Origin of the sequence: uncultured Dysgonomonas sp. (assembly GCF_900079725.1) — a bacterium.
Classification (GTDB): Bacteria; Bacteroidota; Bacteroidia; order Bacteroidales; family Dysgonomonadaceae; genus Dysgonomonas.
On sequence record NZ_LT599032.1, the window covers coordinates 2,220,163 to 2,234,400 of the forward strand.

The window sequence follows — 14,238 nt, forward strand, 5'->3', positions numbered from 1 at the left end:
TAAATACCAATGAAGAAATATATCATACTGCTTTTAACGCTTGCTTTTTCATCATTTATCTTTGCTCAAAAGGGAAATACTTTTCCGCACCTTGCTAAAAGCGGAACTGTTACCCAATTGATAGTAAATGACAAACCTTTTCTTATCCTTGGCGGTGAGTTAGGCAATTCGTCGGCTGCTTCCGGTGAAGATATTGAACGTATTTTCCCGAAACTGCAACGCATGGGACTTAATACGGTTCTGGTTCCTGCATATTGGGACCTGATCGAACCCACCGAAGGCAGTTATGATTTTTCACTGGTCGACAAAGCAATTAAACAGACAAGAGAAAATGATCTGAAAATTGTATTTCTCTGGTTTGGGGCATGGAAAAACTCGATGAGTTGTTATGCACCCCTATGGTTTAAGAAAGACTACAAAAAATATCCACGTGCAAACACAAAAGCCGGGAAACCACTCGAAATAGCCAGTTCTTTTTCTGAAAATGTATATCAGGCCGACAACCGAGCTTTTTCTCAATTGATGAAATATATCGCATCCATTGACAAAGAGGAAGGTACTGTAATAATGGTACAAATAGAAAATGAGATAGGCATGCTCGAAGATGCCCGTGACTATTCGGCAGAAGCAAATAAATTATTCAACGAATCTGTTCCCGAAGTTCTGATAAATTATCTAAACAAGAATAAGAATACGCTCCACCCTCAGATGCTCGAAAAGTGGGAGAAACAAGGGTTTAAGAAAAAAGGCAACTGGCAGGAGATATTCGGTGCAGACCTCTATACCGACGAAATATTTATGGCTTGGTCATATGCCCGTTATGTGGAAAAACTGGCACAGACTGCACGCTCGATGCACAATATCCCTCTTTATGTAAACGCTGCCATGAACAGCCGCAACCGCAAACCCGGAGAATACCCATCTGCAGGGCCATTAGCCCATCTGGTAGATATCTGGCATTGCGGAGCACCAAATATAGACATTCTTGCACCCGACCTATACGATGGTTTTGTGGATTGGGTAGCTAAATATAAACTGCATAACAATCCGCTGTTTATCCCGGAAATCAAACTATCGGATAGTAACGGCGCTCAGGCCTTTTATGTCTTCGGCGAGCACGATGCTATCGGTTTTTGCCCGTTTTCCATAGAGAATGGCTCCGATTCGGAGCGTTCGCCACTAGTGCAAAGCTATGCCAAACTGCGCGAATTAATGCCATTACTGACTGAACATCAGGGTAAGAATACGATGAATGGCCTTTATTTCGATAAAGAAAACCAGAAACGTATCATATACAGGGATGACCTTAGAATAACCTGCCGCCATTTCTTCACTCTCCCGTGGGATTCACGCGCTACAGACGGGAGTAAATGGCCCGAAGGCGGCGGAATTATACTTCGGTTGGCCAAAGATGAATATATCATTGCCGGTAGCGGAATCGTAGTAGAATTTGAGAAGACAGATGAAAACAAAGCTATCGACGCCAAGGAGTTAGGCGAAGACGGATTTGCTAGTACAGGAAAAAACGACAGAAAAGAACAAATCTGGAATAGCAGTTCCAGATGCGGGATAGGCCCAGTAGACGAAATCTCCGTAAACAAAGATGGTACATTCGGTTATATCCGCCGCCTGAACGGGGATCAGACACATCAGGGACGCCATGTACGCATTGGGGTTGACGACTTTAGCATTCTTCATGTAAAATTGTACGAATATAAATAAGAGACAGGTATCAGAATGATGAAATCAGGAAAATATATAAGTATATCGTTGTACAAGGCACTGTTATTATTGGTATTAGCCATATCAATATCAGGACTACAGGCTGCTGTAAAACTTCCGCGGCTTATCAGCGACGGGATGGTATTACAACGTGACATTCCATTACAATTGTGGGGTTGGGCCTCTCCCAAAGAAACTGTTACAGTAAAATTTCTTGATAAATCATATCAGACTAAAGCCGATAAAAAGGGTGATTGGAAAATTACACTACCCGCCCAACCTGCCGGTGGGCCATATACTATACAGATAAATGACATTCAACTAAAAGATATCCTAATAGGTGATGTATGGCTTTGTTCGGGACAGTCGAATATGGAACTGCCCATACGCCGTACTCTCGATTTATATGCAGATGAAGTAAAGCAGGTAAATAACCTGATGATACGGCTATTCAGAGTCCCGATGTACTATAATTTCAGCGAAAAAGAAGCAGACTATCAGGGAGGAAACTGGAAAGCTGCCACACAGGAGAATATACTCGATTTTTCGGCTGTCGCCTACTTTTTTGCAAAAGAACTTTATAATAAATATGAAGTACCTGTTGGAATTATCAATACTGCAACCGGTGGATCGCCTGCCGAAGCGTGGATCAGCGGCAATGCATTAAAAAATTATCCGTCTCTTGAAGCCGAAGCGCAAAAATGTGCAGTACCGGGCTTTATAGAAGAAACGAGAAAACAGGAACAACAAGCAAGCAATGAATGGTACTCGGCAATGATAAAAGCAGATAAAGGTATCGGAGAATGGCATAAGAAGAACATCGACACATCGGGATGGAACGACTATTATCTGCCGGGATTATGGAAAGATAAAGGCATGGATGTGAAAAACGCAGTGATCTGGCTTCGTAAAGAGTTTGAGGAGGCAAAAGAGGATGAAGGAAAATCTGCTACCCTGCGCCTGGGATATATTATCGACTCCGATTCTGCCTTTGTAAACGGAACATTTGTGGGTACAACTGGTTATCAGTATCCGCCGCGTATATACCGGATCCCCGAAGGAACATTAATAGCAGGCAAAAACACTGTTGCAATAAGAATAGTAACAAATGAATGGGGAGGTATAAAAGAAGATAAGCCCTATAAAGTGATCATAGGGAATAAGGAGACAGACCTTACCGGAGAGTGGAAATACCGTATCGGGACTGAATTACCTCCTTCCCCGCCAAATACATTTTTTCAGTACAAACCGATGGGATTGTATAACGGGATGATTTCACCCGCAACAAATTATAAAGTAAAAGGGATATTGTGGTATCAGGGAGAATCAAATACAAGCAGGGCAAAAGAATACAGAACTTTATTCCCCGACCTTATCAATGATTGGAGAGAACAAAGGAATGAGCCGCAATTGCCTTTCATATATGCGCAGCTTCCCGAACTTAACAGGCCGTGGAAGCAACCTGTCGAAAGTGGAATGGCTGAACTCAGGGAGGCTCAACGACTGGCTTTGTCTCTACCCTATACGGGCATGGCTGTAACACTCGGCTTCGGAGAATGGAATGATATTCATCCTTTAAATAAAAGAGATGTAGCCAACCGTCTGGCACTGGAAGCAAAGCGTATAGCCTATGGCGAGAACATTGTCAGTACAGGCCCGCAACTGGAAAATATGCAGATTGAAGGAAATGCGGTCATCCTCACATTCGATTCTGTAGGTGAAGGTCTGTATTCCAACAGTATAATCAATGGCTTTACTATTGCCGGAGCAGATAAGAAATATGTATGGGCGGAAGCCGCTATTTTAAATAAGAATCAGGTAAAAGTATGGAGCAATCAGATACAAAATCCCGTATCGGTAAGATATGCGTGGGCGGATAATCCCGAAGGTGCTAACCTGAAAAACAAAGAAGGATTGCCTGCTTCACCATTCGAGGCCGAGTAATAAGAAACTGTTTAAATTTTAATCAATGAAGTATTTTGAATCTAAAACGGCTCTTATCTTGTCAGAAATTTTATCGTTTAGCCCGCTAAACTCAAAAGTTTTGACTTCGAAACAGCTCGTTTTATCCTTCAAAATCATATTCTTGAAAAATTTAAACAGATTCTAAGAAAACAATAAAAAAACAACATAAAATGGAACTAAGAGAACAAACTCATACCGAGTCCAAAGGCTTTTACAAACTATCACTACTGCAACGTATTGGTTTCGGTTCAGGCGATTTAGCTCAGAACCTTATCTATCAGACAGTTGCTCAATACCTTCTTCTTTTCTATACGAACGTTTACGGGCTACCTGCGGCAACGGCTGCCGTTATGTTCCTGATAGTCCGCCTGGTAGATGTGGCATGGGATCCGTTGGTAGGGGCTTTTGTAGATAAGCACAATCCTAAACTGGGCAAATACAGATCTTATCTGGTTCTGGGCGGTATCCCTCTTACAGGCTTTGCTATCCTCTGTTTCTGGAATGGGTTCTCCGGTTCACTGCTTTATGCTTATATCACCTATGTGGGCTTATCGATGTGTTATACATTGGTAAACGTTCCTTATGGCGCGCTGAACGCATCGCTTACACGCGATACCGATGAAATAACAAAACTCACCTCGACACGCATGTTCCTTGCCAATCTAGGCGGACTGGCTGTAGCTTATGGCATTCCGGTTCTGGTTAAAACACTTTCGCCTGATGGCAAAATTAATTCTTCCGAGTCGGGCAGTGCATGGTTTATCACTATGACTATATATGCGCTTGCAGGGCTGGCCTTACTGATTTTCTGCTATACCCAGACCAAAGAACGGGTGGTAATGGACGAAAAGGATACATCACACGTGAAAGTCTCCGATCTGTGGACAGAGTTTAAACACAACCGTCCTTTGCGCGTTCTGGCCTTTTTCTTCGTCACAGCTTTTGCAATGATGGCTATCGGAAATTCGGCGGGTTCTTATTATATGATCTATAATGTACAGGCACCGGACTGGCTACCATATTTTGCGGCGCTCGGCTCTATTCCGGCATTTATATTTATGCCGTTGGTTCCGGCTATAAAACGTGCGATAGGAAAAAAACAAATGTTCTATGTATTTCTTTCCATTGCTATTTTAGGAATGGCCATGCTCTATGCAATATCGGTAATTCCCGCCCTTAAAACACAGATATGGCTGGTGCTTGTTGCCCAGTTTATTAAATCTACCGGAGTGATTGTTGCCACAGGATATATGTGGGCGTTGGTTCCCGAAGTAATATCGTATGGAGAATACACTACCGGAAAAAGAATATCGGGTATTGTGAATGCATTGACCGGTATATTCTTTAAGGCAGGAATGGCGCTGGGTGGAGTTGTACCCGGATTTGTACTCGCATTTGTCAACTTCGACGAGAAGAATACGGTCTCACAATCGGCCTTTGCCGAGCAAGGCATTCTATGGCTTGTGGCAGTGATACCGGCAATATTACTCATTTTAGCCATGTTTGTTATCTCGAAATATGAATTAGAGGATAATGTGATCGACAAAATAAACAGGGAGATCGAAGATAGGCATTTGAATAAGAAATAGATAAAACCTCAATAAAAACAAAAGAAATCATGAAAGTATTAACTCCTGTTCTCTCTCTTATCATCGCCTTCACTATCTTGAGTTGTTCGGCAGAAAAGAAAGAAAATAAAGTAAAAGAACGTTCATTAAAAGAAGCCCTTAAAGACAAATTCCTGATCGGCACAGCCCTGAATACAAATCAGATATGGGGAACAGACTCTGCTGCCGTAAAGCTGGTAAAAGAGCAATTTAATTCCATCGTTGCCGAAAACTGTATGAAGAGCATGTTCTTACAACCAAAAGAGGGTGAATTCAACTTTAAGGATGCCGACAAGTTTGTAGAATTCGGAGAGCAAAATAATATGTTTATCATCGGACATACACTGATATGGCATTCTCAGGCTCCTGCTTGGTTCTTTACGGATGACAAGGGAAAAGACGTTTCGAAAGAAGTGTTGACAGAGCGTATGAAAACCCATATAACAACTGTTGTCAGCCGCTACAAAGGACGTATTAAAGGCTGGGATGTAGTAAATGAAGCCATTCTCGATGACGGTTCATGGCGCGACAGCAAATTCTATAAAATCATAGGAGAAGATTTTATTCCTCTCGCCTTCGAATTTGCTCACGCCGCCGATCCCGATGCAGAACTCTACTATAATGATTACAACGAGTGGCATGCAGGAAAGCGTGATGCAATTGTCAAACTCGTAAATTCACTGAAAGAAGAAGGACTCCGCATAGACGGCGTGGGAATGCAGGGACATATAGGGATGGATTATCCAAGCCTGGGAGAATATAAAGCAGCTATAGAGGCTTATTCTGCCACTGGTGTAAAAGTTCATATCACCGAACTGGATATGAGCGCGCTTCCATCGCCTTGGGGAAATACAGGGGCTAATATTTCAGATACAATTGCATATCACAGGGAAATGAACCCTTATACAACAAACTTACCGGATTCTATCTCTACAATCTGGACTAAGCGGATGGGCGATTACTTCAAACTGTTTTTAGATAATAGTGATAAGATTGCGCGCGTTACCCTATGGGGTGTTACAGATAATGACTCGTGGAAAAACGATTTCCCGATACGCGGACGCACCGATTATCCGTTATTATTCGACCGTCAATACAAAGCAAAAGCTGTGGTTAAGGAAATAATTAATGAACTAAAAGTGAAAAATGAAAAGTGAAGAATATATAAATAAACAGATCCGTGAATTTCTTTAATTTTCAACTCTCAATTTTCAACTAAATAATAAGCACGTAATGAAAAAAGCTAAATACTTATTCCCTCAGGACTATATGGCAGACCCGTCTGCTCACGTATTCGAAGGTAAAATCTATATATACCCATCCCACGACTGGGAAAGCGGGATAGCCGAAAATGACAACGGCGACCACTTCAATATGAAAGATTATCATGTATTCTCTCTCGATGAAGTGGACGGGCCTATCACAGATCATGGGGTGGTACTGGCCGCAGAAAATATTCCGTGGTCGGGACGCCAGCTGTGGGATAGCGATGTCGCATTCAAAGACGGTAAATACTACCTGTACTTTTCACTGAAAGACCAAAATGATATTTTCCGTCTGGGAGTAGCTATCAGTGACAAGCCATATGGGCCGTTCATCCCACAGGAAAATCCGATTAAAGGAAGCTATAGCATCGACCCGTGTGTATTTGAAGAGAACGGAGAATATTACATCTACTTCGGCGGCATCTGGGGTGGACAGCTTCAGCGATATCGGAATAATAAAGCGTTGGAATCCGCAGCTTTTCCGGCAGATAACGAACCGGCTCTTTGTGGAAAAGTTGCACGTTTGAGAAACGACATGCTGGAGTTTGCGGAAGAACCACGCGATGTTGTCATTCTGGACGAAAACGGGCAGTCAATAACACAAGGGGACACAGACCGTCGCTTCTTTGAGGCTTCGTGGATGCATAAATACAATGGAAAGTATTATTTCTCATATTCTACAGGTGACACTCACCTCCTTTGCTATGCCATAGGTGATAATCCTTACGGCCCATTCATTTACAAAGGGGTAATTCTTACTCCCGTTATCGGATGGACAACCCACCATAGTATTGTAGAATACAAGGGTAAGTGGTATCTTTTCCATCACGATTCTGCACCGTCGGGTGGTAGGACATGGCTCCGTAGTATGAAGGTCGTGGAACTGGAATATAATCCGGACGGGACAATTAAAACTATTGAAGGATTGGAGAAATAATTTATCTATAGGGTATAGCTAATAGCTTTTAGTCGTTAGTCAGCTCTTTGATATTTTGTATTTAAAATTTAAAAATTCAATGCTTAAGAATTTAAAGATTGATTAGAAAAAGTAACAGATGAAAAATTATAAATAAGTGTAACCTTTGTTACCTTTTGAAAAAAGATACAAGTAAACGAGATACAAGTTGTTAACTGTTGACTGTTTACTGTAAAAGTTGTTACATGTGTTACCTTTTAACAAGTAGTAAGTTTTAAGTTGAAAGTTATATGAGATACGAGTAGACAAGATACGAGATACGAGATACAAGTTACTGTGCTGACTGTTGACTGTTGACTGAAAAAAGTGTTACATGTGTTACCTTTTTAACTAAATATGATCGATTAATATAAAATGAAAATTAAGTTATAAAATATGAAGCGTACAAAATTCACACTTTTAATTTTTAGTTTTTCATTTATAATTTTCCTGTCACCTTTGTTACTTTTTGCAGAGGATGGTAGCCAACTGTGGTTACGTTATCAAAGTGAAACTCACTTCAAGGCAAAAGTTACATCGAAAGAAAAAAGCCCGGCAATAACTATAGCCATAAGGGAGTTGGAAAACTCCTGGCAGGGACAGCCTATTGAATTTAGCCTGGATAAAAGACAGAAGCATCTGAAAGATGGCTATCAGATAAAAGGTGACAAAGACAAAATAACTATCACTGCACAAAAAGATGTCGGACTATTATACGGCGCTTACCATTTGCTTCGTCTGCAACTCACAGAAGCTGACAGGACAAATATGAATATAGAGGAAATACCTGCTTACGATGTGCGCATTCTCAATCACTGGGATAACCTGAATCGTACCGTAGAACGTGGCTATGCGGGCTATTCAATATGGAAGTGGAATGAGTTGCCTAATACGCTCTCGCCCCGATACGAGGCTTATGCACGGGCCAATGCATCGATAGGGATTAACGCTACAGTATTGAATAACGTGAATGCTACACCGGAGATACTGACTGATGCCTATCTGGAAAAAGTAAAAGCACTGGCTGATATATTCCGCTCTTACGGAATGAAAGTGTACCTTGCCGTAAATTTCTCTTCACCGAAAGAACTTGGTGGCTTATCTGATTCCGATCCGCTTAATCCGGCAGTAAGTAAATGGTGGAATAGTAAAGTAAAAGAAATTTACAGCCTTATACCCGACTTTGGCGGCTTCCTTGTCAAAGCCAATTCCGAAGGTCTTCCCGGCCCACAGGATTACGGCCGCACTCATGCCGATGGAGCGAACATGCTGGCTGATGCCCTGAAACCTTATGGAGGTATTGTTATGTGGCGCGCATTTGTTTATAATCCGAGTGATGAAGATAGGGCCAAACAAGCCTATCTGGAATTTGTACCACTCGACGCGCAATTCCGCGACAATGTAATAATCCAGATAAAGAACGGACCTGTCGACTTCCAACCACGCGAACCGTTCAGCCCGTTATTCGGGGCGCTCCGCAAAACACCGGAGATGGTCGAATTTCAGATCACACAAGAATATCTGGGTTTTTCCAATCATCTGGTATATCTTTCGCCTTTGTTTAAAGAAACACTCGACAGCGATACTTATTCGGATGGAGAAGGCTCTACCATTGCAAAGATCACAGATGGCACATTGCGTCCTAATAAGGTTACAGCAATATCTGCCGTAGCAAATATAGGAGAAGACACTAACTGGTGCGGACATCATTTTGCCCAAGCCAACTGGTATGCTTTCGGACGTTTGGCATGGAATCACCAATTGACATCAGAGCAGATAGCAGACGAATGGATAAAAATGACTTTCTCAAACAATAAAGACTTTATTGATCCGGTAAAGGATATGATGCTGACATCGAGAGAGACCGCAGTAGATTATATGATGCCACTTGGATTGCATCACATATTTGCATTCGACCACCACTATGGGCCTGAACCATGGGGAGATGTGCCCGGCGCCCGTCCCGACTGGATGCCGTGGTATTATCATAATGCAGACAGTACAGGTCTAGGATTTGACCGTACAATGAACGGAAGCAATGCCGTATCGCAATACTTTCCGCCATTGAATAACATTTATAATGATATTAAACTTTGCCCTGAAAATCTCCTGCTATGGTTCCATCATGTGCCATGGGATTACAGGATGAAAGACGGAAAAACGCTATGGGAGGCGCTTTGTTACAAGTACGATTCGGGTGTGCAGCAGGTAAGAACTTATCAGAAATTATGGGACAAGATGGAACCATTCGTTGACGAACAGCGTTTCAGGGAAGTACAATCGAAACTGAGAATACAGGCACGGGATGCTGTATGGTGGAAAGATGCCTGCCTGCTTTATTTCCAAACGTTTTCGAAACGGCCGATACCTTACGATATTGAACGGCCGGTACACGAACTGGAATACCTGAAGAAGATTAAACTGGATATGAAACATCATAATTAAAATGAAGAATGAAGAATTAGGAATGAAGAATTAATCTTGTAAACTCTTAATTTTTTAAATCTTGAAATTCAAATTATATGGAAAAGACATGGAGATGGTTCGGCAAAAAAGATAAGATAAGCCTGTCTATGCTCAGACAGATAGGAGTAGAAGGTATTGTAACTGCCCTGCACGATATACCCAATGGAGAGGTGTGGCCATTGGAAGCAATAAACGATCTGAAGAATTACATTAAAGATGCAGGCCTTCGCTGGTCGGTAGTGGAAAGCCTGCCTGTTAGTGAAGCTATAAAATACGGTGGGGAAAATGCAGATCAATTAATAGCTAATTACATAGAAAGCCTTGCCAATCTGGGAGAAGCAGGTATAAATACGGTATGCTACAATTTTATGCCGGTTATTGACTGGATACGCACCGATCTCGAATATCCATGGGCGGACGGAACCTCTTCATTGTATTTCGATAAAATACGCTTTGCCTACTTCGACTGTTTCATCCTTAACCGGGAGGGAGCTGTAAAAGACTATTCTGCCGAGGAGATGGAGAAAGTATATGCGTTGGATAAGACAATTACCGAAGCAGAAAAAGAACAACTGATAGATACTATAATAGTAAAGACACAGGGTTTCATTAATGGGAATATCAAAGAAGGGGATAAACATCCTGTTGCGATATTTAAGAAGCTGCTATCGCTTTATAAAGACGTAGATAGGAATGCATTGAGAGAAAACCTGAAGTATTTCCTTTCGCAGTTGATGCCCGTTTGCGAAGAATATAATATAAACATGTGCATCCATCCTGATGATCCTCCTTTCCAAATGTTGGGACTCCCCCGTATTGTAACAAATATGGAGGACATTAAATGGATTTTCAATGCAGTAGACAACCCTTACAACGGACTCACATTCTGCGCGGGTTCGCTTAGTGCAAGCATACATAACAATGTTCCTGAGTTGGCTCGCAGATTTGCATCACGTACACGTTTCATCCATCTGCGCAGTACAGATGTCTTCCAGAACGGAGACTTTATAGAAGCCCCGCATCTGGAAGGCCGTGGCCATTTGATAGAACTGGTGCGTATCTTCGAAAAAGAAAACCCTGCCCTGCCTATGCGTGTAGACCACGGGCGACTGATGCTAGGCGACGGAGATAAAGGCTACAATCCCGGCTATTCATTTTATGGACGCATGTACGCCTTTGCCCAGATGGACGGAGTGATAGCCACAATACAGGATGAGATAAGAAGAGAAATAAACAATGACGATAAATATGCGCAGGAGTATGAACGAACTTTTTAGTGTTAAAGGTAAAATAACAATCGTAACAGGCGGATACGGCGTACTGGGTTCAAGTATTGCAAAATACATGGCATTGCAAGGAGCTGTCATAATCATATTAGGCCGCTCGGAAGAAAAAGGGAATGCTTTGGCTGACGAAATAAAAGCCGCCGGAGGGGAGGCTGTATTTTTGACCTCGGATGTGCTCGACCTCGCCATACTCGAAAGCAACAAGGAAAGTATTTTATCCATGTATGGAAGAATCGACATTCTGATAAATGTTGTCGGAGGAAATGTACCCGGTGCTACCCTGAGTCCCGAACAACCCTTCTTCGATATGAAAATAGCCGACTGGGAGAAGGTTACCAACCTGAATCTGAATGGGACTGTTTACCCCTCTTATGTATTCGGTGAAGCGATGGCCAAACAGAAAAGCGGGAATATTATCAACATCACATCCATGGCAGCCTATTCTGCCATCACACGCGTACCGGGCTACTCTGTGGCAAAAACAGGCATAAGTAATTTCACACAGTGGCTGGCAACAGAAATGGCATTGAAATACGGAGATAATGTAAGAGTCAACGCGATTGCTCCGGGCTTTTTTATCGGAAATCAGAACCGTGCAGTACTTATCAACCCTGATGGTTCACTGACCGAAAGAAGCGAAAAGGTACTGGCTAAAACCCCGATGAAACGCTTTGGAGATATAACGGAACTGAACGGAGCAGTACAGTTTCTGTGCAGTGACGCCGCCAGTTTCATTACAGGAGCGATACTACCTGTAGACGGGGGATTCAGTGCATTTAGCGGAGTGTAGAAAGTTTTACATAACGAGAAGTATGTTTTATAGGCAATTGCCTCTTTCAGGAGAGAGGAAGTATTTGAGGGATAAAATATCAGTTATATCGAAAAAGCTATTGTTATAACTGGAAAAAATTCCTACATTTGCTCTATTGATAATATGCGAAATTTAAAATCTAAAACATACTGATAATATGAAATTTGTTGTTTCCAGCACTGCTTTATTAAGTCACTTGCAAGCGATAAGCAAGGTGATCAACTCAAAAAACACGTTGCCTATTCTCGATTGTTTCTTGTTGGAACTGGAAGGTTCTACTCTTACTCTTACTGCAGCCGATGCCGAAACCCGTCTGGTTACTTCCCTCGAAGTAAACGAAGCCGATGGTAACGGAAAGTTTGCCGTAAATGCGAAGAACCTGTTGGATCCGTTGAAAGAACTGCCTGAGCAACCGCTTACATTCGAGATAAACAATGACAATCTGGAAACATTCATTTTCTTCCACAACGGTAAGTATAATTTCATAGGACAAAGCGGAGATGATTATCCTCAGCCGAAAGAACTGAAAGAGACTGCCGTTAGCCTGACTATCGAACCGCAGGTGCTGTTTGCAGGAATCAACCGCACATTGTTTGCCAGCGCAGACGATGAGCTTCGCCCTGTAATGAACGGTGTGTTCTTCGATATCACCCCTGAAGACCTGACCTTCGTAGCATCGGACGGTCACAAACTTGTTCGCTGCAAAACATTATCGGCAAAAGGAGCCGAAAGAGCATCTTTCATTCTTCCAAAGAAACCTGCCAACCTATTAAAGGCTATCCTGCCAAAAGAAGCTGAAACAGTAGAGATTAAATTCGACGAAAATAACGCATATATAAAGATGTCGAGCTATACAATGACTTCCCGCTTTATAGAAGGACGTTACCCGAACTACAACTCTGTTATTCCACAGAATAACACAAACAAGGTTATACTTGATCGTCAGACTTTCCTGAATGCACTGAAACGTGTATCTGTATTCTCTAATCAGGCAAGCAATCTTATCAAACTTCAGCTTACTGACAGGAATATTGTAGTAACAGCTCAGGACATCGACTTCTCCACAGCTGCCGAAGAGACTATCGCTTGCGAATATACAGGTTCTCCTATGAACATCGGATTCAAATCGAGTTTCCTGATCGAGATACTGAACAACATTCCATCTACAGACATTTCGCTCGAATTGTCTGACCCTTCACGTGCAGGATTGATTATCCCTACCGAGAATGAGGAAAATGAAGATTTGCTGATGTTGCTCATGCCAATGATGCTAAACGACTAAAGACAGAATTTTAAATACAAAATATATAGACTTTATCATTCTTCTGATTCTAAAAAATGGGGAATGATAAAGTTTTTTCTTGAAAGCTTATGGAACTAAACCTCAAAAACCCGCTTGTATTCTTCGACCTCGAAACCACAGGTACAGATACGGTAAAAGACCGGATAGTGGAAATATCGTACCTGAAAGTATACCCTAACGGAAAGCAGGAAGTAAAGACCAAAAGGCTCAACCCGGAAATGCCTATACCTCCGGGAGCAACGGCTGTACACGGCATATCGGATGAGGACATAAAAGACTGCCCTACATTCAAGCAGATAGCAAAATCTCTGGCCGACCAGATGGAAGGTTGCGATCTGGCAGGTTTTAACTCGAGCCGTTTCGATATTCCGCTCCTTGCTGAAGAATTCTTACGCGCCGGAGTGGATATAGACTTCAGCAAACGGAAAATGATAGATGTACAGATCATCTTCCATAAGAAAGAACAACGCACCCTTGAAGCTGCTTACAAGTTCTATTGTGACAAGGAGCTTACCGACGCGCACTCCGCAGAAGCCGATACATTAGCCACATTCGAAGTATTGAAAGCCCAACTGGACAAGTATCCGGACTTGGTAAACGATATGGAAAAACTGGCTGAGGAGTTTTCATTCTTCAACAACAATGTTGATCTGGCAGGACGCATCATAAGAGACGAAAACGGAATCGAGGTCTTTAACTTCGGCAAGCATAAAGGGAAACCTGTGGCTGAAGTATTGAAGAAAGAACCGAGTTTTTATGCATGGATGATGGACGCAGACTTCCCTCTAAATACCAAACAGGTGCTGACCAAAATAAAGTTGAGAGAGATGCAGCGGTAAACTCTGCGAAGATGGAAAG

General features: G+C 42.2%; 10 protein-coding genes. All 10 read left to right on the forward strand.

Annotated elements, in window-relative coordinates:
- Positions 1–9 precede the first annotated feature (9 nt).
- A complete protein-coding gene (locus QZL88_RS09225; protein WP_296940355.1) occupies positions 10–1,722 on the forward strand; it encodes a DUF5597 domain-containing protein in 1,713 nt (570 codons plus the stop codon).
- Positions 1,723–1,737: 15 nt separating this feature from the next.
- Entirely contained in the window at positions 1,738–3,666 is a 1,929-nt protein-coding gene (locus tag QZL88_RS09230) for a sialate O-acetylesterase (RefSeq protein WP_296940358.1), read from the forward strand.
- 191 nt (positions 3,667–3,857) lie between these two features.
- On the forward strand, positions 3,858–5,276 hold the full coding sequence (locus QZL88_RS09235) for an MFS transporter (RefSeq protein ID WP_296940359.1): 1,419 nt from the start codon (positions 3,858–3,860) through the stop codon (positions 5,274–5,276).
- Positions 5,277–5,305: 29 nt separating this feature from the next.
- Positions 5,306–6,451: an endo-1,4-beta-xylanase gene (locus QZL88_RS09240; protein ID WP_296940360.1), complete on the forward strand. Its 1,146-nt coding sequence runs from the start codon at positions 5,306–5,308 to the stop codon at positions 6,449–6,451.
- A 76-nt stretch (positions 6,452–6,527) separates the two neighbouring features.
- Entirely contained in the window at positions 6,528–7,496 is a 969-nt protein-coding gene (locus QZL88_RS09245; RefSeq protein WP_296940362.1) for a glycoside hydrolase family 43 protein, read from the forward strand.
- Positions 7,497–7,910: 414 nt separating this feature from the next.
- Positions 7,911–9,959, forward strand: a complete 2,049-nt coding sequence (locus QZL88_RS09250) for an alpha-glucuronidase family glycosyl hydrolase (protein ID WP_296940364.1) — start codon at positions 7,911–7,913, stop codon at positions 9,957–9,959.
- 77 nt (positions 9,960–10,036) lie between these two features.
- A complete protein-coding gene (uxuA, locus tag QZL88_RS09255; RefSeq protein WP_296940366.1) occupies positions 10,037–11,257 on the forward strand; it encodes a mannonate dehydratase in 1,221 nt (406 codons plus the stop codon).
- Positions 11,241–12,056, forward strand: a complete 816-nt coding sequence (locus tag QZL88_RS09260) for an SDR family oxidoreductase (RefSeq protein WP_296940369.1) — start codon at positions 11,241–11,243, stop codon at positions 12,054–12,056. The genes uxuA and QZL88_RS09260 overlap by 17 nt, the downstream gene beginning before the upstream one ends.
- A 178-nt stretch (positions 12,057–12,234) precedes the next feature.
- Positions 12,235–13,359 carry a DNA polymerase III subunit beta gene (gene dnaN / locus QZL88_RS09265; protein WP_296940371.1) on the forward strand — a complete coding sequence of 375 codons (1,125 nt, stop codon included), beginning with the start codon at positions 12,235–12,237 and terminating at the stop codon, positions 13,357–13,359.
- Positions 13,360–13,448: 89 nt separating this feature from the next.
- A complete protein-coding gene (locus QZL88_RS09270) occupies positions 13,449–14,219 on the forward strand; it encodes a 3'-5' exonuclease (protein ID WP_296940375.1) in 771 nt (256 codons plus the stop codon).
- Positions 14,220–14,238: the final 19 nt, after the last annotated feature.